The organism is Prevotella sp. DNF00663, from assembly GCF_001553265.1.
In the GTDB taxonomy this organism is placed as follows: domain Bacteria; phylum Bacteroidota; class Bacteroidia; order Bacteroidales; family Bacteroidaceae; genus Prevotella.
This window is the reverse complement of sequence record NZ_KQ960649.1, coordinates 7780-32092: the sequence shown is the minus strand read 5'-3', so window position 1 is coordinate 32092 and position 24313 is coordinate 7780. Positions and strand designations below refer to the sequence as shown.

Annotated in this window: 18 protein-coding genes; 10 read left to right on the top strand and 8 right to left on the bottom strand. The window is 46.3% G+C overall.

Features of this window, described 5'->3' with window-relative positions:
* The first annotated feature begins 26 nt into the window (after positions 1-26).
* A complete protein-coding gene (locus HMPREF3034_RS13170; protein WP_196491339.1) occupies positions 27-230 on the top strand; it encodes a permease of the drug/metabolite transporter in 204 nt (67 codons plus the stop codon).
* A gap of 32 nt (positions 231-262) precedes the next feature.
* Positions 263-1300, top strand: coding sequence for a PDDEXK nuclease domain-containing protein (locus HMPREF3034_RS09365; RefSeq protein WP_023058422.1), 1038 nt, complete (start codon positions 263-265; stop codon positions 1298-1300).
* A 42-nt stretch (positions 1301-1342) separates the two neighbouring features.
* Here HMPREF3034_RS09365 and HMPREF3034_RS09360 read toward each other — a convergent pair whose 3' ends face one another.
* From HMPREF3034_RS09360 to HMPREF3034_RS09345, 4 genes are all read right to left on the bottom strand, one after another.
* Positions 1343-1666 (bottom strand): RteC domain-containing protein, encoded by a 324-nt coding sequence (locus HMPREF3034_RS09360; protein ID WP_023058485.1) that lies wholly within the window; start codon positions 1664-1666, stop codon positions 1343-1345.
* Between the two features lie 472 nt (positions 1667-2138).
* Positions 2139-3119 carry a helix-turn-helix domain-containing protein gene (locus tag HMPREF3034_RS09355; protein WP_023058437.1) on the bottom strand — a complete coding sequence of 327 codons (981 nt, stop codon included), beginning with the start codon at positions 3117-3119 and terminating at the stop codon, positions 2139-2141.
* A gap of 124 nt (positions 3120-3243) precedes the next feature.
* The gene (locus HMPREF3034_RS09350; protein ID WP_023058479.1) at positions 3244-4452 is read right to left on the bottom strand and encodes an NHL repeat-containing protein; all 1209 of its coding nucleotides are present in this window, start codon (positions 4450-4452) and stop codon (positions 3244-3246) included.
* A 17-nt stretch (positions 4453-4469) separates the two neighbouring features.
* A complete protein-coding gene (locus HMPREF3034_RS09345; RefSeq protein WP_036873531.1) occupies positions 4470-6845 on the bottom strand; it encodes a TonB-dependent receptor in 2376 nt (791 codons plus the stop codon).
* A gap of 198 nt (positions 6846-7043) precedes the next feature.
* Between HMPREF3034_RS09345 and HMPREF3034_RS09340 the strand changes: the two genes are divergently transcribed.
* The 6 genes from HMPREF3034_RS09340 to HMPREF3034_RS09310 all read left to right on the top strand — a co-directional run bounded on the left by HMPREF3034_RS09340 (position 7044) and on the right by HMPREF3034_RS09310 (position 20428).
* Positions 7044-8789: an ABC transporter ATP-binding protein gene (locus tag HMPREF3034_RS09340; protein WP_062435090.1), complete on the top strand. Its 1746-nt coding sequence runs from the start codon at positions 7044-7046 to the stop codon at positions 8787-8789.
* Between the two features lie 2 nt (positions 8790-8791).
* The gene (locus HMPREF3034_RS09335) at positions 8792-10489 is read left to right on the top strand and encodes an ABC transporter ATP-binding protein (protein WP_023058494.1); all 1698 of its coding nucleotides are present in this window, start codon (positions 8792-8794) and stop codon (positions 10487-10489) included.
* 172 nt (positions 10490-10661) lie between these two features.
* Positions 10662-12062 (top strand): DUF3945 domain-containing protein, encoded by a 1401-nt coding sequence (locus tag HMPREF3034_RS09330; protein WP_023058451.1) that lies wholly within the window; start codon positions 10662-10664, stop codon positions 12060-12062.
* Between the two features lie 33 nt (positions 12063-12095).
* Positions 12096-14225, top strand: a complete 2130-nt coding sequence (locus HMPREF3034_RS09325; protein WP_023058387.1) for a type IA DNA topoisomerase — start codon at positions 12096-12098, stop codon at positions 14223-14225.
* A gap of 319 nt (positions 14226-14544) precedes the next feature.
* Positions 14545-14976, top strand: coding sequence for a DUF1896 family protein (locus tag HMPREF3034_RS09315; protein WP_023058468.1), 432 nt, complete (start codon positions 14545-14547; stop codon positions 14974-14976).
* Entirely contained in the window at positions 14963-20428 is a 5466-nt protein-coding gene (locus HMPREF3034_RS09310) for a helicase-related protein (protein WP_023058389.1), read from the top strand. Before HMPREF3034_RS09315 ends, HMPREF3034_RS09310 begins: the two co-directional genes overlap by 14 nt.
* 86 nt (positions 20429-20514) lie before the next feature.
* On the opposite strand, the gene HMPREF3034_RS09305 is transcribed toward HMPREF3034_RS09310, so the two are convergent.
* Together HMPREF3034_RS09305 and HMPREF3034_RS09300 are read right to left on the bottom strand one after the other, a co-directional pair.
* Positions 20515-20832 carry a helix-turn-helix domain-containing protein gene (locus HMPREF3034_RS09305; protein WP_036873533.1) on the bottom strand — a complete coding sequence of 106 codons (318 nt, stop codon included), beginning with the start codon at positions 20830-20832 and terminating at the stop codon, positions 20515-20517.
* Positions 20833-20835: 3 nt separating this feature from the next.
* A complete protein-coding gene (locus HMPREF3034_RS09300; protein WP_023058439.1) occupies positions 20836-21174 on the bottom strand; it encodes a helix-turn-helix domain-containing protein in 339 nt (112 codons plus the stop codon).
* A gap of 222 nt (positions 21175-21396) precedes the next feature.
* On the opposite strand from HMPREF3034_RS09300, the gene HMPREF3034_RS09295 reads away from it, so the two are divergent.
* Together HMPREF3034_RS09295 and HMPREF3034_RS09290 are read left to right on the top strand one after the other, a co-directional pair.
* The gene (locus tag HMPREF3034_RS09295) at positions 21397-21675 is read left to right on the top strand and encodes a helix-turn-helix domain-containing protein (protein ID WP_036873535.1); all 279 of its coding nucleotides are present in this window, start codon (positions 21397-21399) and stop codon (positions 21673-21675) included.
* Between the two features lie 38 nt (positions 21676-21713).
* Positions 21714-22013, top strand: coding sequence for a helix-turn-helix domain-containing protein (locus tag HMPREF3034_RS09290; RefSeq protein ID WP_023058498.1), 300 nt, complete (start codon positions 21714-21716; stop codon positions 22011-22013).
* Between the two features lie 257 nt (positions 22014-22270).
* Here HMPREF3034_RS09290 and HMPREF3034_RS09285 read toward each other — a convergent pair whose 3' ends face one another.
* Entirely contained in the window at positions 22271-22633 is a 363-nt protein-coding gene (locus HMPREF3034_RS09285) for a hypothetical protein (RefSeq protein ID WP_036873657.1), read from the bottom strand.
* A gap of 18 nt (positions 22634-22651) precedes the next feature.
* On the bottom strand, positions 22652-23887 hold the full coding sequence (locus HMPREF3034_RS09280) for a site-specific integrase (protein WP_023058482.1): 1236 nt from the start codon (positions 23885-23887) through the stop codon (positions 22652-22654).
* Between the last annotated feature and the right edge of the window lie 426 nt (positions 23888-24313).

Genomic DNA, 24313 nt, shown 5'->3' with positions numbered 1-24313 from the left:
CCAAAGGTTTTGAGGATATGCGATGGATGTCCGGATATACGCTAATGGCGATATGGTCGGGCTATCTCTTTGTGGAAAAGTACATTCCTTATAAAATGGTAGCAGGGACAAACGGGCAGTGGATAGTTTACTACATCCTCAAACTCCTCCTCTTTGTTGTCATCGGAGTCTTTACCGCTCCTTTTACCTGCTTGTGGGCAGTGTTCAGGGTCATAAAGGCTTTTCGGTAAGAGGTACAAGCATACTATAAAGAAGAAAGAATATGAGTACGCACAATATACCGCTCACATCGGCGGAATACCTGAGTTTTAAGGAAGAGATAACAAAGCGAATCCGCTCTGCACAGTATGAGGCATTGAAAGCCGTCAATAAGGAAATGATAACTCTCTATTGGGAGATAGGCAGACGAATTACCGAACAGCAGAAGGCTCTCGGTTGGGGAAAATCCGTTGTGGAAAACCTCTCACAGGACATACAAAAAGAGTTCCCGGGAATCAAGGGCTTCGGAGTTTCCAATATGTGGGACATGGCACGATTTTACGCAGAATATCAATCGAACGAAATTCTCCAACCATTAGTTGGAGAAATTAGCTGGTCGAAGCATATCGTTATTCTGACTAAGTGCAAGGAGACGCAGCAGAGACAGTTCTATATTCTGGCGACTAAGAAATACGGTTGGACTAAGGATGTGCTGATACACAAGATAGAACTGAAAACATATGAGAACTTTTTGCTCGGACAAAGCAACTTTGATACCACGCTGCCCGAAAACATCCGCAACCAAGCGGTGCTTGCCGTAAAAGACGAGTATATGCTGGATTTTATCGGACTGGGAGAGGAACATTCGGAATATGAGTTGGAACAGGCTATCATCAAGAATATCCGCTCTTTTCTGATGGAGTTCGGAACGGACTTTTCTTTTATGGGAAACCAATACCGATTGGAAGTGGATGGCAGGGAGTACTTCATCGACCTGCTGCTTTACAACCGACGCTTGCAGGCAATGATTGCAGTGGAACTGAAAATCGGAGAGTTCAAGCCTGAATATAAAGGAAAGATGGAGTTTTATCTCAATGTACTGAATGATACCGTGAGGCTCCCGCATGAAAATCCTGCCATCGGCATTATCATCTGTAAATCCAAGAGCCGAACGATTGTAGAATATGCCCTCAAAACTTCTACAATGCCTATCGGGGTGGCAACATACAGCCTATCACCCGAATTGCCGGAGGCATACAAGGAACTGCTTCCAACCTCAGAGGCTATAGCCCAAAAGTTGGAAGTGCTTATCAAAGAATGAATGAAGGGAGATATTCCGAATCTGGAATATCTCCCTTTTGATTTACCGCTTCTTGAACTTGCCGCCTTTCAGGTCGCTCTCCACCATACGCTTATTGAGTTTCTCACGGAGTTCGTCAAGGAAATAAGTGCGGCTGTCATCTTTGCGACGCTTCATATTCATATATACGTTGTAGCAGTTCTTTATCTCTATCCCGAAGAGTTCGGAAAGGGCGTCTGCCAATTCTTCCACGCCTATTTCTCCGTTGTTGATACAGTCGCAGGTGTCGAGAGCATAAAGGAGTTCCACTAAATCTGTCGCTTTGCCTGTCCAACGGAGATTGCTGACAGACTTCTGCGGAGCAGGGAACAATCCATGCAACCGCATATCTAGCAGTTTCAGTTCTGTGTCAATGACAAAGAGTAACTCCGATACATTTTTCCCCCATTTCGACTGTTAATCCAGTTCTCGCGTGGATAATCTGCAATTGAAATCGAGTGTAATGCAAGGTTCTAAATAATGAACATACTTTTCTCTCTGTGGCTACGAGCTTTAAGATTTCTCTTATTAAGCAAGCAGTAGCTTTCGTTGTATTTTCAGAGAGTAGCATTTTAAAAGAGTTCTTTTTTACGAGTCTTTTCATATTCCTAATCTATGAATGGTTTTACTATTCTTCTGAAAGAGTAAATACATCTGAATAACATTGAATAGTCAAAACAGATGATAGAGCAAGAGATATGAAAAGAAGATTCTCATCAGGTGTTATCTTCGTTGCCCTTTTAATTTACGGGCAAAGTTCATATGTTTTATTGAGACAAAATATCCGTAAAAAGTATAGTGATACCCCTGTTAAGTTGAATTACAACGAATCAAGATATTGCTTGGGTTTTATCCTGTGATATTTGCAGAAAGCCTCCGTGAAATGACTGAGATTGGCATATCCAATTTTATAGCCTACTTCTGACACCGAGTAGAGGCGAGTGGAAAGCAGTCGTTTTGCCCATTCCATCTTTTCGGATAGGGCATATTCGGCGATAGCTTTTCCAATAACCTGCTTGAAGCACTTTTGTAATTTGGAACTGCTCATATTAGCTTCACGCGCCAATTCGGGAATACTCGGTACATCACTGAGACTTTGAAGAATCTGGCGACGAACACGGAATACTGATTCAACATCATTCAAGTTTAGGTTGGCAAGAGATTTTACTTCCGAACGTTTTTCGATCTTTTCAAAGTACATCGTCAGTAATTCCATAGTTTTTCCATGCAAATGAAGCGTTGAAAAAGGATTGTCGATTTCAGTTATTGATTTAATGTTATCCAAGACCTGTTGCATTGCAGGTGTAATTGTCTCAAACAAATAAAAAGCCTTGTCCGATTGGAGAAGCCGACCGATATAGGTTTCATATGCTGCATCAATCTTTTCAATCCAATCTTTATTGAAAGTCAGTGTAATATTTTCGTATCGTTTCTTTGGTGGAAAACTCCACTCAGTCGGAATGCTGCTTGAAGGCATAAAGATGCCATCGAGCGTGTCCACTCCGACCGTTTTAGTACTTGTTCCAATTATCTGCTCGTGCTTATGCTCATTGATATAGAACATCACAGGAATCCATTTCGACTTTTCCACCGAGCGACGTACCATAGTTATCGGCTCGTATGCTATGAAATTGATGTAAGTCAATGTGAGCCATGGCAGGGGATAATACTGTTTGAAAAATCCACTACCCATAGAAGAAGGAATAGTAAATCCATCGTTTATTACTGATGTACCAAATTGCTCGGCAACCATCTCCATCCAATCTTCGGGTTTGTTGATGGCACAAAATTCTATAGTCATATTTTATGTCTTTTTGCAAAGTTACAAACAAATACGGATAAAAACTCGAATTATCACAAGTTTTTATCCGTATTACTCTTAGAAAAGGACCAATAGCTCCATGAGAAATGTTTTTAATGGGAGCTTATTCAAATGCGATTAAACTTGAAGGTACTCCTATGGTGGTAACAACTGGTCTTTGCGAGCATTCCCCCGTTTTGGTATTGTAAGTATAGTATCCTGTGCCTTCTTTGCACGTCATACCAAAGACTATAAAATCCTTATATCGTGTACAAGCAAAAGCTCCCATGCTTGTGGTCAATGGAAGATCGAGTTTTTCGATGGTTTTATTCCAAAGATTGATTTTAACCGGTTGATAGTTGAAATCAAGAATTGATGATTGCATAAGGTCATTGTGTTGAGTGTAAGCAGGGATGTTAATACAAGCATATGCTATTCCACCTCCTGCATAATAGAACGGAAGGATATAGGCAGCATCAGTGTCTAGACCTGTTACTTTTGTTTTGGATAATTGGAAGTAATAATCCTTATCCCATTCATCAGTTCCTTTTTTTATACGTAAGAAGCCGTCTTTCAAAGGATTCATCCCATCCATGCCTATACTGTAGAAGTAGATGTCTCCATGTTCGTCCTTGATAGCCGAGGAATGACGAAAAAGTCCTACAGATGCAGTTCGATTGTCTTTAATTACCTTTTCTACCGTGTTTGTCTTCAAGTCAATGATGGCAACCTCTGCTCCCGTTCCGGGCCATGAGGTGTGAGGTGAATTTTTCTGATTAAGAGAGACGTAAAGTTTTCCATCACGGATTACATTGCATCCCGGGTCGGGATTATTGTCATTCGTTGCATATTTTGCAAGATCAATCTCATCTTTTTGCTGCATTGTTTGAGGATTGAATATGCCAATCTTCCCTCGTTTACTGAGCGATACATAGGCTGTTTCATTATTGAAGAAAGCAATTTCTCCCGGACGAGAGTCCTGCCCAAAAGTCATTGTCTGACCTTTCACCAAATGTCCTTTGGTATCTCTAGTGAATTGATGAATTTTATCGCCCCACACTCCTTCGGCAATCAATACTATATTGCCATGGACAAAGGGATAAGTACCGAAGCCGAACTCGTATGTATTTTTATTGTTGACCTCTTTCTGCAAGAGATCCGAGAATGTCCCCAAATAGTCGGTCTTTTGGTCAATCTGATTGATAAAGACAAAATGCTGCTGCACCTCTTGAGGGGTAGGCGTAGGTTCATCATTTTTGTTACAAGATGTCAGCCCTATGACGCCGACCAGCATAGCGGAAAAGGCTATGCGATTGAAAATTGTTGTATTCATCTTTTATATTTGTTAAATTAGAAAATTCCTTTCGAGAAGACGTACCTGAATTTGAGGTGGAATGTCCGTCCTGCCAATGGTTGGCGGAACTGGTCCCAGACCTCTTTGTTCATTATATTATGGCATTCCAAGGCTACGGAATATTTGTTTTTGTAGGTCAGTAGCAGACCTATGTCATTGACGAAACTGCGGGGAATACGTCGTTTCTGCAATTCGGTTAGTTCCCAGAAATAGAAGAACTCCTCAGTAAATTTGCCGTCCCAGAAAGCCTTGACATACCAATTCTTGAATAACCGGTCGCTGTGATACTCCGCCCCGAAGTTGGCGAATAAATAGGGAATGTTCGGCAGTCGCAATCCTTTTGTCGGATTGGGGGCTTGGGTACCGGGTAAATAGTTCAAGACATCGCGCACATCTTGATAAGTCAGATTTCCGTAGGCATAGACCGTTGGTGAGATGTCCAGTTTTAATTCGGTTTCTATACCTTTAATATGTACCTTTTCTGCGTTCACATATCCGGCTGCCATGTGCTGTTTCATCAGTTTTATCATATCACTTACCTGCATATAAAAGCCGTTCACTTCAAACTGCAATCGCGATAAGCCGAGTATGTCGTTTTTATCTATCAAGAAGCCCAGATTGAAGTTGTGGCTTTTCTCCGGTTTCAATCCAGCAGCAGGAAAGGTGATGATACCATCGCCGAACAACTCTTGCGAATTGGGGAGGCGTATTGCCCGCTGGTAAGATGCTTTCAGATGAAAACCTCTGAAAGGCTCGTATTTTATTGCCTCTATCCAGCCGATTTGTGAGGTCGTATTGTTCTTTTTCTTCGGAGCCTCAATCATCTCGTATGAAGTCAAATCTTCTATCTCGGAATGGAGGTGGAAATACTTTGCGGAGAGCATATTCGTCAGTTTCTTGTCAAAGAGTTTTGCCTCCCAAGTCAACCCCGATACGACACTGGTCTTTTTACTGGGAAATCCCCCGATGACAAAACCTGCATGCTGACTTGCAATGTTATCGCTCGGTTGTCTTCGTGCATAGTTAATGAGTGTGTTCAGATTCAAACTGTGATTGGCAGACAATCTGTAATCAAGATTGATACGTTCGTTGATTTCCAATCCTTTGTCGTTTGAGTTATGAGGGACGTCCCCCGTTTCTCCCATTCCGTTCGGACTCGGATATATGTTTCCCTCGAAATCGTGATTAACTCGTGCCGTATCCACAAAATTGTTTGTTGTATGCGAGAGGGAGAAATGGGACTCAAAGTGAAGGCGGTCGTTCAGCATTCCGCTTTTTATCAGTTTGTTTTCCAACATAAACATTCCTGATTGGTCTTCGGCGTGTTGTATGTTTTTTAAGATGCCTTGGATTTCATTGAAACGATTATAGTACCCGAACTCGGTACTAATCTCATTGAACCAAAGTTTCGTGAAAGCAATTTTTCCTTTCAACATATACGAACGAAAACGGTCATGGTCACGCCTTACCAACAGATTCTCTCTCTCGGGAACTCTGAAAGAGTAGTCATTCTTTGCAGATGTATAATAACCTCCCGCACCGAGCAGAATGCCACTCTTTGGAAAATTCTTGCGAGAGAAGACGCTTCCTTTGTGTGTTTGATAAGAACCTAATTCATACGAGGCATCTAAATAATCCGTACTAAACTCTTTCGTAACGATATTGACAGCGCCTCCCAATCCATCGCAACCGAAACGGGCAGGAATGATACTCTTATAGACTTCTATTCTTTCTATAATGTCTATCGGAATTTCATCAAGAGAAAAAGCCCCATCAGAAGTACTCATTGGTATTCCGTCCCATAAGATTTGAATGCGGTTTCCTTCCAATCCATGAACAATAATTCTCGAACTGCTCCCCAAACCACCGGTATGCCCGACTTTCAAACCTATGGTTTTATTCAAAACGGTTTCTAACGAAATAGATCTGCCTTGAAGTTCTTTCGCATTTATTACAGAAACTGCTTCAGGCGACTCTCTGAGAACTTGTGTTCTTGTTTTCCCAACTACGACTACATCTGCCAGCTCTGTTGATTCCGGGAGTAGTTTTATGGTATAACGCTTCCCATTTGCAGTAATCGTATCGGTAATAGACTGATAGCCGACATAACTTACCATAAGCATAAGTTTTTGATTACTTGATGCATTTAGTTTTGCAATGCCTTTCCTATTTGTAGTCGTACCATTCGTGTACGTTGGAGCATTCAAACCTTTCCATTGTATGGTGGCAAATTCTATGTTGTCTCCAGTCTCTGCATCAATAACTTTTATTTCAGTTGGTTGCAGTTGTGCAAACATAGGATAAGACCACAACAATAGAAATCCGACAATGAGCATTCTTTTATATAAATGGACTATTGAGCTGATTGACATATCTTATTTGTTTATGAAATTCTGTGCAAAGGTACTTACCTGCCGAGTAAATAAATACCCCCGCTGTTCACGCTTATGCCCCTGTTGTGTTTATATGCGTGCAAATTGTTGTTTGGGGGTAGTGTAATGCTTATCGGGGTTATTTTACCCATGTTCGTTGCCGTACCTTTGCAGCAGAAAAATCAAAACGACACATATATGGATAAACAAAAAGTCAGACCTCTTGATGAGGAACGGGAGAGCCGCAGTCTGCTCTCCAATGCAGTGGTCATATTGCACCTTATTTTTGGTACACTCCCTATACTGCTGGTAGTATGGGCAGTGGATAAGTTGATGAATGGCACGCTCTCTCCCATAATAGTTTCGGGTATTGGAGGAATAATGGTACTATTCGCACTGCTTCGGAGAGTATTCTATGGAACATCGATTTGGCGGGCACACCGGTCGGCTTACAATGCCCTTACACGATTGAGGTTGCGTATCATAAGTCATCTGCAACGCTTGCCACTCGGTTTCTTTCAAGAACGGAAAGTTGGCGAATTGGTGAATATTATCAACCACGATGTGGAACAAATTGAAATTTATTTAGCGCACGGATTACCTGAAATCCTTTCGGCTACGCTTTTTCCTGCCTTACTCTGGATAATCATTATGGTGTTGGACTGGCGTTTGGGGCTGTCGCTCATTTCTCTTTTGCCTGTAGCATTTCTTCTGCAAATGGCTGTCAAAACACTTTGGGGAAAGAACTTTCAACACTTTATGGAAAGTACGCAAAAAATGTCGGAAGACCTTTTGGAATATGTGGCTACCATATCGGTAATCAAGGCTTTCAGTAACGAGGAAAACAGAACGGTACGGGTACTTGGCGGTATGCGCGATTATATTCATGGGGTGAAGCGGAGCATGTTCAGCGTTACTGTTCCGATGGCGCTCATAACGATGTTCTTGGAAGGTGGTATCGTGGTAATGACCCTTGTCGGGCTATGGCTGATGACTTCGGGCGAACTGACGGTGGCACGTTTTATCCTTGCCCTGATATTGGGCGGACTATTCTCGTCCTCCTTTGCTAAGTTGGCAACATTCCAACATTTCCGAATCGTCTATGGTCAGTCGTTGGCAAAAGTACAGTCCATTACAGAGGTACAGACAAAGGAAACTGCGGACAAGAAAACAGATACGACACAGACGGATGTTTGTTTCGAGCATGTTACGTTCTCCTATCCAAACAAGGAAGACAATGCGCTGAAAGATGTATGTCTTCAATTTCCGAGAGGAAGCCATACTGCAATCGTGGGCGAATCCGGGTCGGGAAAAACCACGCTGGCAAGTTTGATGATGGGGTTCTGGCAACCCCAAACAGGTACTATACGACTGGGAGGAGAGAATATTACGGAACTCTCCGAACGTAATATCGCTGATTATTTTTCGATGGTACAGCAGGAGGTTTTTCTCTTTAACACAACCATTCGGGATAATATCCGTATAGGAAGACCAACCGCCACACAAAAGGAAGTGGAAATGGCAGCACAGCGTGCTCGTATTCATGATTTTATCATGGGCTTGCCGAATGGTTATGATACGCTGGCAGGCGAAGCCGGCGTAAAATTCTCCGGCGGAGAAAAACAGCGTATTTCCATTGCCCGAATATTGCTCAAAGACTCTCCAATAGTTATTCTCGATGAAGCTACTGCCGCATTGGACGGAGAGAATGAGAAACTAATTCAAGAAGCTCTTGATGAATTGCAGCGCAACAAGACCGTCATTGCGATTGCTCACCGTCTCAATACCATTCAGGATATGGAGCGTATTGTTGTGATGGACAAAGGGCAGGTTGTGTCGAAAGGAACACACCAAGAACTGATGAAAGACTGTTCTCTGTACCGCAATATGACGGAAACACAGGAACAAGTAAGTAAATGGCAATTAAAAGAAGAGGAGGAATAAGAATGGTACGCAATATACTGAATGAATTGACCGCTCGCGGAGTGCGGCATCTGATTATCTCCGCACTGTTTTTCGTGGTTTATGCCCTTTGCGGCACGGCGATAATGCTCACAGTCTTGTTTCTCATCAACCGTCATATACAGGGAGAAAGCATCTCTTTCATTTTGGCAGCATGGGTACTCGGCAGTCTGCTGGTCTTGAAAACCATATCCAATGCCATTGCCGATATGAGTAAGCATTTTGCCGGATTTGATCTTGTGGAACGTATCCGCGAGAAAATCATATTGAAACTGAAAATGTTTTCACTCGGTTTCTATACCAATGAGCGTCTGGGAGAGATAAGTACAGTCATTCACAAAGACGTCGATAATATGGAGATGGTTGTGGGTCATCTTTGGACGCGAATGTCCGCCGACTTCATTGTAGCTCTGATACTCGGCGTCGGGCTGTTCTGTGTGGACTGGCGCATGGGATTGACGATGGTTGCCATTCTTCCCATTGCCCTATTTTCTCTGTATCGGGGCATTCGTTCGGGAATGAAAGCACAGGAGGAGGCACAGGATAATCTGGCGGATATGGTCAGTCTCTTCGTGGAATATGTCAAGGGCATACCCGTGCTGAAAGTGTTTGGTGGAAAAGGAATGTTCCGTGACAGACTCGACCACTCTGTCAGTGAATTTGGAGAAAGCAGTAAGAATATTTCCCGTTTGGCTGCTGTAAGTGTGGGTAGATACACTTTTTTGATAGAATTGGCTTTCGCTCTGATGGCTACAATCGGTCTTTGGTGGACACAGCAAGGTGAACTTTCTCTTTTCGCTTATCTGATGTTCGTCATCGTCTCAAAAGAATTCTACAAGCCTTTTGTCAATATGGAAAGTCATTGGCTGAATTACATCAAGGTAAAGGACAGCTACGGACGCATTTCCCATTTGTTGAATGCCCCTGTTATCACCAATCCTGAACAGCCGAAAACAGCAACCCATTTCAATCTTTCCTTTGACAAAGTTGGTTTCCATTATGAGAAGGAAGGTTTTGAGATGAAAGATCTCACGTTCCATGTTCCCGAAGGAACGGTAACGGCACTTGTTGGCTCGTCAGGTTCTGGTAAAACAACCATTACCAACCTGTTACTCCGTTTCTGGGAACCGCAGACCGGCAGTATTCGTATCGGTGGTATAGACATTCGAGAAATGGACTATGATTATCTACTCGGTAAAATCAGTGTAGTGATGCAGAATGTTATTCTCTTTTCAGATACCATTGCCAATAATATCAAAGTGGGCAACCGCAATGCTACGCAGGAAGAAATCGAGGAAGCTGCACGACGGGCGATGATACACGATTTTATCGTCAGTCTGCCGGAAGGTTATGAAACAAAAATCGGAGAAAACGGTTTGGGACTATCTGGAGGGCAGAAACAAAGGCTTTCAATCGCCCGTGCGTTCCTAAAAGATGCTCCCATCATTCTTTTGGACGAGATAACGAGCAATGTCGATCCTGTCAATGAATATAAGATACAACAGGCGATGTCCGCCCTTATCCGAAATCGTACAGTTTTGGTCATAGCCCATCACCTGCAAACCATTCGCAATGCTAATCAGATTATCGTGATGGACAAGGGACGCATTGTAGAGAACGGGACGCATTCAGAACTTGCAGCAAAAGACGGAATGTACTGCAAACTATTGTCGATGCAATAATTTAATCAATAAAAAATATGGAGGTATGGTGTTGAGTCATACCTCTTTTTTTGCCACTTTCATCCATATCAATGCCACAAGTACGCAGTTATTTCCAACTGCTAATATGCACAGTTTCTTTGATTTACCTTTGTTCATACACCGCTGTTGGTGTCATTAAATACATTGTAATATGGACGAAAAAATCAAAGACCAAGAAGTCCTTTTGGTGAAAGACCCCAAGGACGAGAATCTCAAAGCCGTCTCAGGGACGGACGAGAAAGGCGGACTGAAAACTGTACCGCCTACCGCCGAACATGAGCAGAGTTTCTTGAAGTTCGACAAGCACAGCAACGCCTTGGAGAATTTCCTCTCCAACTTCATGCGGCAGTTCAAGAACCCCACACAATTTCACTTCTTCAAAGTCCCCTTCGAGGGTGTTGTTGCCAGCGCACGGGTTCTCGCCGAGATGCTCAAAGCTCCGGATGTCCCCTCCAACAAGGAGATGCTGGACTCTGCCCGTGTGATTCCTTCGGACTATGCAGGAGAGCAGAAGCGGACCTTTCAGGAGATAGACCCCGAGAAGATTGACTGGGAGCAGTTCTCCAAGATGGGCGTGAGCCGTGAGAGCCTTGAAAAGGGCAAGGAGCTTGAAGCCATGCTAAAATACCGAAAATCACCCCACCTTGTCCCCATCAGCGTAAAAATCGGAGACGTAGCTCTCCATACGGACGCACGCCTTTCATTACGTGAGACAGAGGACGGCAGATTTATCCCCGTTGTCCACGCCATCCGCAAGGAGCCTCAGTTGGAGCGGGAGTTCTTCGGGCACACCTTCACCGACGAGGACAAGAATGCCCTGAGAGAAACGGGCAACCTCGGACGTACCGTGGAACTGACCTTTCCCAATAGCGATAAACCCACCCGCAGTTTCGTGAGTATCGACCGACTGACCAACGACATCATCGCTTTGAGTGCCGATAAAGTTCGTATCCCTGATGAAATCAAGGGCGTAAAACTGAGCGAAGAGCAGAAGAAGGATTTGTCGGAAGGCAAGAGCATCTATGTGGAGGGAATGACAGCCAAGACGGGAAAGAGTTTCAACGCCAACCTCCAGTTCAACGCCGACAAGCGGGCAATTGAATTTCGTTTCGGCTCACCCAAGCAAAGCCAAGGACAGCAGCAAGACAGCCGTAAAGCAGAAAATCAGGAGAAGCGGCAAGGAGTCCGCATACCCAAGAAGTTGTTGGGAAGGGAGGTCTCGCCGGAAGAGCAAGCCAAGCTCAAGGAAGGCGGAACGGTCTATATGGAAGGCTTGAAAGACAAGCAGGGACAGCCGTTCAACGCATACGTCCGTGCCAACTTTGAGAAGGACAAGTTCGATTTCTTCAAATGGAATCCCGACAAGCCCCAAGCCAAAGAAGTTGTTCCCGACAACGCCTCCAAGACACAGGTAGCCGTCAATTCCGAAGGCAAGACCAACGAAGCGACGAAGCATGTGAAAGAGCCTCTGAAAGAAGGACAGACACAGCCCACCGCCGAGCAGAAAGAAGAGAAGCAGGAACAGAAGCGTTCCAAGGGAATGAAAATGTAATCCGCCACCACTAACATCCAAAAGTAAAATCGTATGAAAGTCATCATAGCAGAAAAACCGAGCGTAGCCCGTGAGATAGCCCGCGTCGTTCGGGCAACAAACAGAAAAGAGGGCTATATAGAAGGCAGTAACTACACCGTCACATGGGCATTGGGACACCTGATAACGGCGGCCATGCCCGAAGCCTACGGCTTCAAAGGTTTTCACAAGGAGAACCTTCCGATTCTTCCTCCCGTCTTTACCCTTATTCCCCGCCAAGTCAAGAGCGGTAAAGGCTACAAGGCAGACCCGAGTGTCGTTGCCCAGCTCAAAGTCATTGAAAAACTCTTCAAAGCGGCAGAGAGCATCATCGTAGCCACCGACGCAGGACGTGAGGGTGAGTTAATATTCAGATTCATCTACGAGTATCTTGGCATCGCCAAGCCTTTTGAGCGACTCTGGATCAGTTCGCTCACGGACAAAGCCATTCGGGAAGGACTTGCCCATCTCAAAAGCGGAGCCGAGTACGACAATCTTTACTATGCCGCCCGAGCACGCAGCGAAGCCGACTGGCTCGTGGGCATCAATGCCACCCAAGCCGTTTCCATAGCGGCAGGTTATGGCACCTACTCGTTAGGCAGGGTACAGACTCCGACGCTCTGCATGGTCTGCTCCCGCTTCTGGGAAAATAAAAAGTTTACGCCACAACCGTTTTGGCAGCTAAGCCTTTCCGTAAAGGACGGCGATGAAAACTTCCGTTTCTCTAATCCCGAACGTTGCTTCAACAAGGAAGAAGCCACCGCCTTGTATGAGAAGATCAAAGCCGCCTCTCACATCACAATAGAAACGATAGTCCGCAAGGAGGCGAAGCAGGAACCGCCTCTTTTGTACGACCTGACCACCTTGCAGAAGGAAGCCAACAGCCGACACCGTTATTCGGCAGAACAGACCCTCACGCTGGCACAGAAACTTTATGAAAGAGGATACATTACCTATCCGCGCACCGGAAGTCGTTATATCTCGGAGGATGTCTTCGAGGAAATCCCCGCATTGATTGCCTTCCTGCACGACCATCCCGTATGGGGTATCCATACCCGTAACCTTTTCGTCCTCAATGCCCGGTCGGTAAACGGGAAGAAAGTGACCGACCACCACGCCCTGCTCATCACGGGCAAAAAGCCGATAGATGTATTCGGAGAGGAAGCGGTCATCTACAATATGATTGCGGGGCGTATGCTGGAAGCCTTCTCCCCTCGGTGTGAAAAAGACGTTACCACCGTAACCGCCTTGTGCGAAGGTGTAAAGTTCACGCTCAAAGGAGAAATCATCAGGCAGGAAGGCTGGCGTAGCATCCTTAAAAACGAGAAAGGCAAAGACAAGGAACAGCTCGAAGCCGAAGAGCGAGAAAGCCGTGAGAATGGCGAAGGAGTCCTCATTCCGGAATGGAACGAAGGCATGCAACTTGCCATTTCCGCCTGTTCGTTGGCACAAGGGACAACCAAGCCCAAACCGCTACACACGGAAAGTTCCTTACTTTCTGCAATGGAGACGGCAGGCAAGGAGTTGGAAGACGAGGAACTGCGTGTCTGTCTGAAAGATTGCGGCATCGGCACTCCTGCCACCCGTGCCGCCATCATCGAAACGCTCTTTACCCGCGAGTATATGGTACGTAAGGAGAAGTCGCTCGTGCCTACCGAAAAAGGACTTGTCCTCTATTCCATCGTCAAGGAAATGAAAATCGGCAATGCCGAGATGACCGGGCAGTGGGAGGCAGACTTGGCGAAGATAGAACGTGGAGAGATGAAGGAAAAAGATTTCCGCAAGGACATCGAGTCTTATGCCACGCAGATTACCGACGAACTGCTCTCGTCCAAAATCCTCTTCCCTCAAAGGCGAAGCGACATCCATTGCCCCAAGTGCGGTAAGGGTACGATGGTATTTCATTCCAAATGTGCCAAATGTTCGGATGCCGATTGCGGATGGACGCTTTTCCGCACCGTTGCGGGCAAAAGCCTTACGGACGAACAGCTGACCCAGTTAGCTGTAAATGGGGAAACCGGCATCATCAAGGGCTTTACCTCCAAGGCAGGCAAGCGGTTCGAGGCTTCGCTCTCGTTAGACGGGGACTTCAAAACGGTTTTTGTCTTCCCCGAACGCAAGAAAACGGGCAAATCCCGAAGATAAATCCCCGTAAATTGCTAATTTTGCCACTGAATGATGCGGTCATAACAATCTTATTGTTTTACTGCGGATTTTAGTGGTGGCACTCGGCGGGGACGTCGAGTGCCTTTGCATTATAGGGTTATGCCTCAAAAAAGTATTCTTTAGAGAAGTTTTTTTTCAGAGCCGATAAACGGTCGTTCAAAAGATGTCGAGTAATCTCCGAAAAGATACCGAGTAATAACAGAAAAGATACCGAGCAACCGGCTGAAAGCTCATTAGCTTTCTCTTGATTACTAATTAGCTTTTCGGGCAATCCATAACATTCACTAAAATCATTCATATGACAGTCATTCATTTTTCATACTACGAACTTTCCCTGCTCTCATTTCTCAGGGAGAGCCACCCCGAGCTGGCGGACGACATTCCTTTCGTGAAGGAGCGTGCCGAAGCCGCCTCGCAAGCCTATACCGAAGCCTTTGACAACGGCTTTTCCGTAGCCGAATGTATCGGCATCGCCAACAAAACCCTTTATGCGGGACTGCATTTCTCCCGACACGACACGCTCACGTCCGTTCTGTGGAACGAGTTCTCAGCAGATGTGCCGCTCGAAGCGGTACGGGAGACAGCAATACGATTACGTCCGTTTGCGGAGGAGATCTTCTCCAAATATCCTATTTCGGACGACTTCGCCTATACCCCCGAATACAATGCCCTATACACGGAACTGACGGGCTTTATCCAATTAAAACTCGAAGAAGATGGCAAGCTATAACAAGAAAGAGCATCTTCGGGCGAATATAGATGCCATCCAAACGGTTTTTACCCTCCATCGGGAGCATCGCACGGCTACGGAGGAGGAAATGAAGGTGTTGCGGGCTTATACGGGTTTCGGTGCCTTAAAGTGTATTCTTTCACCGGCAAACTCGATGGAGGACATCGCACGCTGGAACAAGTCGGAAGTGGAACTCTTCCCCTTGGTTATGGAACTGCATCGGGTTATTCGGGACAACACCGCTTCGGAGACTCAGTACAAAAGCTATATGCAGAGTCTGAAAAACTCGGTGATGACCGCTTTCTATACACCTGAACCCATAGTACAGGAGATTGCCGCGTCCTTGCAAGAGGCAGGCATTACCCCCGGCAAGATACTCGACCCGTCGGCAGGAATGGGCGAGTTTATCCGCTCGTTCAATACTATCACAGCCGAAGGACACACCACATTCGGCTTTGAGAAAGACATCCTGACGGGACAACTGCTTTCCGCCCTGCATCCCGACGACAAGATACGCATCCGTGGATTTGAGGAAATCGAATCCAAGTTCAACGGTTATTTTGACGTGGTGAGCAGCAACATTCCTTTTGGGGACATCGCCGTCTTCGACCCGGTCTTCAGCAAGACGGACGAGCCGGCACGCAAGGTGGCACGCATGTCCCTGCACAATTACTTTTTCGTCAAGGGTGTGGATATGCTTCGTGAAGGCGGCGTGCTGGCATTCATCACCTCCCAAGGCGTTATGAACGCTCCCTCGAACGAACCTGTTCGGGAATGGCTGATGAGCCATACCCGCCTTGTGTCGGCAGTCCGTCTGCCGAACAATCTCTTTTCGGAGAATGCCGGAACGGAAGTGGGCAGCGACCTGATTGTCCTGCAAAAGAATAGTAACAAGGCATGCCTTACCGAGGAGGAGCAGCGTTTCATCAAAAGCGAGAAGCGTCCCAGCGGTGTGATGTTCAACACCTACCTGCGGAGCATGTCACAAATCGTGCATACCGAGTGGAAGCAGGACACCGATCCATACGGGAAACCCGCCATCCTGTTCCACCACAGCGGAGGGGCGGAAGGCATTGCCAATGATATGGGTAAAATCCTGCGGGCAGATCTGGAAAAGCGGTTAGACCTGTCATTATACCAACAACATATCCCCACACAGCAACAGAGCGAAGTTATTCTCCCTGCTCATTCTGAGGAAAAACAGACCGTGCAAAAGCCTCTGTCTTCTGATGGTGCACACACAGAAGAAAAGCCCGCGACTACGGAACCCATTCAAACGAATGTATCGCCACAGACGGAACTGTTCGACCTCTTCGGAAATGTCATTCAAGAAAAGAAGCCCAAGCGTAAAGCAGCCGCAAAACCGAAGCCGGTTTCTTCCCCCTCTCTGTTTCCCGAGACTTCACAAAGCAGCGAGACGGCAAATGGATTAAAAGATACGGGCGAGCTGTGGTGGCAGCAGGATAAGGAGAAAGGGATGCTGGCACGTCCCTATGAGGGCTTATGGCACGAACACCTCAAAGAGGGTTCTTTGCTCGCCTCGGACTTTCAGGTAGGTACGCTTGTCCGTGATATGGAGGACAACCGCCTGTTTCAGCCCATAGACTTCTCTTCCCAAGAACGGCAGAAGATGCTGGGCTACATAGACCTGAGAGACGCCTATCACGCTCTCTATGATTATGAAGCGGAGCACAAGGCGGAGAATGTTTCTCTTCGGCAGCATCTCAATGACCTGTATGACCGTTTTGTACGTCTTTACGGGCATCTCAACGATCGCAAGAACCACGAAATGATTCTGATGGACGCTGGAGGACGTGAGATACTTTTCTTGGAACGCAAGGTGGATGGCAAGACGGTCAAGGCGGACATCTTCACTCAGCCCGTCTCTTTCAGTCTGCACGATGTAACTCAGGTGGAGACTGCCACCGAAGCCCTTTCCGCATCCCTGAATAAGTTCGGAAGCGTGGATCTCGAATACATGGCTTCCCTGTTGTCCGACGGAACGGAAGAGGACATCCTGAACGAATTAAACGGCAAAGTCTATTACAATCCGTTGGAGGGTGGATATGAGACAAGCGAGAAGTTCATATCCGGGAATGTGGTCGCCAAGGCGGACGACATCGGACATTATCTGTTGGAGCATCCCGAAGATACAAGAGCCGCTGCCTCCATGCAGGCGCTTAGGGATGCCGTGCCTGTCCCCATTCCTTTCGCCGACCTTGACTTTAACTTCGGGGAAAGATGGATTCCCGTACAGATATACTCGGACTATGCCTCCTTCCTCTTCGACACGGAGGTGGCGATACACTACAATTCAAGTGCGGACGAGTACTCTGTCGATGCACGCCTGCACAATGCCAACATCTGGGACAAGTTCTGTGTTCGGGGACAGCACCGCCGCTATGATGGTGTTACGCTAATGAAACACGCCCTATTGAATACTTCTCCCGACATCACCAAGAAGATTATGGTCGGAGACAAGGAGGTCAAGGTAAGGGATACGGAAGCCATACAGATGGCAAATTCAAAGATTGATGAGATACGAAACGGCTTTACAGACTGGCTTGCCGAGCAGCCGGACGATTTCAAGAAGCAGCTGGAAAAACTGTATAACGACAAGTTCAACTGCTTTGTGCGACCGCAATATGACGGCTCGCATCAGACGTTTCCCGACCTCAATCTGAAAGGATTGGGTATTGAAAGCCTGTATGGCAGTCAGAAGGATGCCGTATGGATGCTCAAACTCAACGGAGGGGGTATCTGCGACCATCAGGTGGGAGCAGGAAAAACGCTCATCATGTGCGTGGCAGCCTACGAGATGAAGCGATTGGGCTTAGCAAACAAGCCGATGATTCTTGCCCTGAAAGCCAACGTGCAGGAGATTGCGCAAACATTCCACACGGCATATCCGAACGCAAAACTGCTTTACCCGGGCAAGAACGATTTTACACCCGATAAAAGGCAGCGTATCTTCCATGACATCAAGAACAACAACTGGGATTGCATTGTCCTTACGCACGATCAGTTCGGTATGATACCCCAGTCGGACGAGATACAGCAAAGCATCTTGCAGGATGAGTTGGACAGTGTAGAGGAGAACTTGGAAGTGTTGCGTCAGCAGGGGCATACGATTTCCCGTTCCATGGAAAAGGGATTGGTCAAGCGTCAAATGAATTTGGAGGCAAAACTTTCCGACATCAAATTCCGCATTGACAATCGAAAGGACGACGCGGTGGATTTCAAGACAATGGGCATAGACCATCTTTTTGTGGATGAGTCGCACACTTTCAAGAATCTGATGTTCAACACCCGCCACGACCGTGTGGCAGGATTGGGCAACAGCGAGGGCAGTCAGCGTGCACTCAACATGCTCTTTGCCATCCGCACCATTCAGGAGCGGACGGGTAGGGACTTGGGAGCGACCTTCCTTTCGGGAACGACCATCTCCAACAGCCTCACGGAGCTGTATCTGCTCTTTAAGTACCTCCGCCCGCAGGCATTGGAACAGCAGAATATCAAGACCTTCGATGCTTGGGCGGCTATCTTCGCCAAGAAGAGTATCGACTACGAGTTCTCCGTCACCAACGAGATTGTGCAGAAGGAGCGTTTCCGCTATTTCATCAAAGTACCAGAGCTGGCAGCGTTCTACGCCCAGATAACGGACTACCGGACGGCAAAGGACATCGGCATAGACCGACCCGAGAAAAACGAAATCATGCACAATATCCCGCCAACGCCCGAACAGGAGGAGTTCATCGCCAAATTGGTGGAGTTTGCCAAGACGGGCAATGCCGAGCTGTTGGGAAGAGCTCCGCTTACGGAACGGGAAGAAAAAGCCAAGATGCTGATAGCAACTGACATGGCGAGGAAGATGAGCTTAGATTTGAGGCTCATAGATCCCGAGAAGTACTCGGATCATGTGGACAACAAGGCTTCCCACTGTGCCGCCAAGATTGCAGAGTATTATCGGAAGTATGACGCACAGAAAGGTACGCAGTTCGTATTCTCCGACCTCGGAACCTACAAGCCCGGAGAGTGGAATCCTTACAGCGAAATCAAACGGAAGTTGGTGGAGGACCACGGCATACCCGCTCAGGAGATACGCTTCATACAGGAGGCGAAGAGCGACAAGGCTCGAAAGACGCTCATTGCGGGCATGAACGAGGGAACCATTCGGGTACTGTTCGGTTCCACCTCTATGCTCGGTACGGGCGTGAACGCCCAGAAACGTGCCGTGGCTATCCATCATCTTGACTGTCCCTGGCGTCCTTCCGACCTTGAACAGCGGGACGGACGGGCGGTGCGTAAAGGAAACGAAGTAGCCAAGTTTCATGCGGACAACAAGGTGGATGTAATCATTTATGCAGTGGAAAAATCACTTGACAGTTATAAGTTCAACCTATTATATAATAAGCAATTATTTATAGAGCAGCTGAAGAACAATCGTCTTGGCAGCCGTACCATCGACGAGGGAAGCATGGACGAGAAGTCGGGGATGAATTTTTCCGAGTATGTAGCCATTCTTTCGGGAAATACGGACTTGTTGGAAAAGGCGAAGTTAGAGAAGAAGATTGCTGGCTTGGAGAGTGAGCGACGTTCCTTTATGCGCAGCAGGCAGACTTCCCGAAGTCGATTGGACGAGGTGTTGCGTGTCGTGGATGGGAACAAGGAACTGATAGCACGCTTCAAAAGCGACCGGGATCTGTTTGAGAGCAGGGTGCAAAAGGACAAGGACGGTAACAAACTCAACCCGATACAGCTGAAAGGCGTGGAAGGCAGCGACCCGAAACGGATCGCAGCCAAACTTGCGGAAGTCAAGGAGCATGCCCGTACCAAAGGGGAGTATTTCGACATCGGCACTCTTTACGGTTTCAAGATAGTGGTCAAGACCGAATCCTCCTCACAGAGTCTTTTCGACTTATCGCAGAACAGGTTTTTCATCATGGGAGAGAGTGGCATGAAGTACAGCTACAACAACGGTAACATTGCCACAGATCCGGTACTTGCCTCCATGAACTTTCTCAATGCGTTGGAAAAGATCCCGAGCCTGATACAGAAATATGAGGCGGATACGGTGAAGATAGCCAAAGATATTCCCGTATTGCAGGAGGTGGTCAATGGCTCGTGGAAAAAGGAAGAGCAACTGAAAGACCTCAAGACGGAACTTGCCGCACTCGACCGTCAGATACAGCTTTCCTTGAAGCCCATTGAGCAGGGAGACGCACAGCAGGAAGAAGAGAACATAGAAGAGCAGAAGGAAATGGAAGGGAACATCTCAGGGCAGTCCCGTCCGATTGAGCCTACCGCTAACGCATCCTCCGTCTGCACGCTTTCGGCTCAAACCGACAGACTGCCCGAAGACGCGAGGCAGAGTATTAGGGATACACAGCCCCTTACGGACGGTGTGCCGTCATTGGCAAACAAGGTCTTTGTCGTCAGACCGAAAATATGATTTATGAAACGGACTCCAAGTATAAATCCCGCCTCGTCATCACGACGGGACGGGATTTGCACAACTAAAATAAAAAAGCAAAGAACTCATTCTTCTTTTTTCCTCTTTCTTCTCCGTTTCTTATTCTCGGTGAAATGATGTTCCATAAAGGCAGTTATCTCTGATTCCAGATACCACGTTTTGTGATAGATGATGTGGAACGGCAGCGTCCCCGAATCTCGGTAACGTTGCAAGGTTCGCTTGCTGACTTGCAGCATCATACAGACCTCTTGATTGTCCAAGAGCGGCTCGCCGTTGAGCATCGGACGTTGGGGAATATCGGGAATGGTCTGCTTCAGATGGTCGAAACGGGTCATAATCCGCTCCATCCATTCAAGAAAAGTGTCTCTGTCCAATAGTTCCATATGCTATTTCGTTCTCTTGGCTTTAAGCAGGAAATTCTGTCTCAGCTCTTTGATGTTTTGAGGATTGCAGTACAGGCTCTTCTTGCGTATCGCCTCCTCTATGTCGTTTAAGTCGTAATAGCATCGTCCAAGGATAATCTTGTAACCGATACGTTCCGAACTTCGCAACCGTTGGAGGGTGCGTTGGCTGATGCCGAGTATTTCGGCTAAATCCTTGTTGGTTATCAGGCGGTTTTCGTATTCTTCCTTCGCCTGTTCCTCTTTCTCCACATATCGGAGAATTTTCTCTATCTTGCCCACCAAATCGTGGTAGGCTTTGCTCTCAATTGTAATGACATCCATCGCTCTTTTAATTTGATTATGGTGCAAAGTTCGGGCTTTGAAATCGTTTGGATTGTATGCTAAATATGTACTGAATAGAGATTTTTATTGTCAAGTATTCAAGCCCGAAGACACAGGCTGTCATATCAAAGCCACAAGCACGCAATTTGATGAAAGTATCTCTTTCTCGCATACGCTGTCATTACATTTGCATATCGTAATATCCAAACTAAAAATTGATATATGGAAGTAATAGCAATCGAAAAGAAAACGTATGAAGCCATGATGGAGCGTTTCCGCATCCTGACCGCCAAGGTCGATGCCCTCTGTCGGGAATCGGACGAGAAAAGAATGGGCAAATGGCTGGACAACCAAGATGTCTGCCAAATCCTGAACGTCAGCTTGCGTACACTGCAAACCTATCGGAGTAACCGGACTTTACCCTATACGAAGATAGGCTACAAGATGTACTATAAACCGGAGGATGTTCAGAAACTGGTAGACAAGTCGGTCTCTCCATAACACAGTATCTTAATCACCACTAAATCCAAAGTAGAACTATGAGTAATAATGTAAAGACCAAGAATGACGAAGAAATCATGCACTTCCTCAATGCCTCCGACCGTATGATAAAAGGGATAGATGCCCTGAGGAAAAGAAACAGACCAACGCTTCAAGGGCAGCGGTACTTGACGGACGAGGAACTTTCCCGACGGCTGCATGTCAATCGACGCACCCTGCAAGACTATCGTGATATGGGGCGTATTCCATTTGTCAAATTAGGAGGGAAAGTCCTCTATAAAGAGGAGGAGGTAGAAAAGTTGCTGCAAGAGAACTACCACCCACGATTTGAGGAATGATGAAATGTTTGTCGCTGTTGCCTTGATTTTTGTCGTATTGTCGATTTGTTTTGACCACGATAAAACAAGCTCTCAAAAAAGTGACGTAAGATTTCAGAAAACTTACGTAAGTTTTCCGAGATTCTTACGTAAGATTTGATGGCTTCTTCGACCACTTCTCTTCATTGGCTCATCATACGCCCAAATCAAGTTACAACGGAATGTGCAGTAAGCAAAAAGCAGACAGTAGGAATTATCTTCTTACTGCCTGCTTTTCTTTAATTATGTTGTCTGCCAACGGTGTAACAGACAATCATGGGTGGAGAGGAAACTTTCTTCTCCGAAAGCCTGCCGATTATCCACCTTCGCAAAGTCTTTGCCTGTGGTGTGGCAATACGAAACGACAGCATCGTTATCATTTCGATACTGTATAAATCAATAAATCCTTGTTCGGAGTGGATTGTTCTCATCGCTTCCGTCTCCATCAGGAGAACTTCTTTGAATATCGCTTTGATTTGTGCGCTCACCTTGCCGGAGAATGCCCCGAGCAGGTCGGCAATCTCACAAGCAGACATCCAAACGCGAGTAGCTGGGATATGTATTTCTCCGTTACCGCCAATGGTTATGATTTCTCTTTTCATAGACATTCTTCCTTATTATTATATGGTAATACCGCTAAACTGTTCTATCCGGCTTAACTTGTCGGAAAGGGAATTCATATCCCGGCTTTCCTTCTCGTGGGTAATTTTGGCGTAGATTTGTGTCGTGCGGATATTCGTGTGTCCGAGCATCTTGGAGAGCGTTTCGATGGGAACTCCGTTGGTCAGACAAATTTCCGTTGCCATGGTATGGCGACTGGTATGCCACGTTATGTTCTTTTCTATACCGCAAAGTCCGATGATTGTTTTAAGGTTCTTGCAGGCGGTAATGTACTGAGGAACGGGCAGGAGATAATTTTCCTTTGCCATGCCATCATACTTTTCGATAATCCTCAATGGAATGTCCATCAGCATGATGTTGGATTCCACGCCCGTCTTCTGTCGCTTGGTCATAATCCACAATTTGCCGTCGAATGAAGTTTGCACATTGTCTTTGGTCAGGTTCTTCATATCGGTAAACGACAAGCCGGTAAAGCAGCAGAAAACATACAGGTCACGCACCAACTCCATGGACTTGCGGCGAAACTTCAAATCCATCATTTGACGTATCTCGTCCTTGGTCAAATAATCCCTTTCCGTACTCTCGGCGGAGATGCTGTAATCCACGAAAGGGTCTCGAACAATCCAGCCGTGATTCTGGGCAATGGTAATCATTCGGCGCAAAGGCATCATGTAGATCCATACGGTATTATTGCAGCACTGCTTTTCCGTGCGGAGGAAAATCTCAAAGTCCGTGATGAATGCAGGTGTAAGCTCTCGCAGGGCAATGTCGCTCAGACGATAGCGTGTCTTGATAAATTCTTCCAAGTGCTTGTAAACGGTACAATACTTATGGTATGTGGAATCGCGACGCAGACCGGCAGATACCTGCTTGGCAAAATCCTCATTGTGCTGGGCATAGACCGTCAGCAGTGTCTCGTACCGCATCTCCAAACCCAAGAAAGCGTTCTTTACTTTCTCCGCCGTGACATAGTTGTCCCTTTCGGCAATCTCCTTGTATTTGGCATTGATACCCACCCGAATCTTGTCCAAGAAGCGGTTGGTTTCCAATGCGACGGAACTTTTTCCCGAAGCCCGGTTGCTCTTGACATCCCATAGATTGGGGAGAATGTCGCATTTGCAACTGAACTGTGCAATGGTTCCGTCGATAGTGATACGGCACATCACGGGAACGGAACCGTCTTTCTTCGGGGCGTTCTTTTTGAGGTAGAACAGAACCTTAAACGTACTTCGCATAACTCTGACCTTTTATAAGTTACAAAACTATTTATTGTCAGGTTATCCGCTGATACGCAATTCATTGTACTTTGATGGGAAAGATTCCAAGCATTCATTTTTTTGCCTTTTTTCTTCCCATTCTCCCTTTATTGGGCTATCTTTGCGGAAGATTTCAGTTGGGGATTAGCCCGTTCGTTACCGTTTTTGCCATTCCTTTCTACTTGGATATAGGGTAATGTTTTAGTAACGCTGCTCTGTCCAAAGTTGGCAAAAGTCCGTCTTTTGGCGGTTTTTCCCCCGAATGGTCAAATAATCAGAACTGACTGACTCACAAATCATTTGCTATGTCCGCTCATTTTTTGACCATTAAGGATAGATTTTTGCTCAAAAGATAATACATATTGTGACTTGAAGCACGCATTTAGGACAAAGAATTGATGCTGG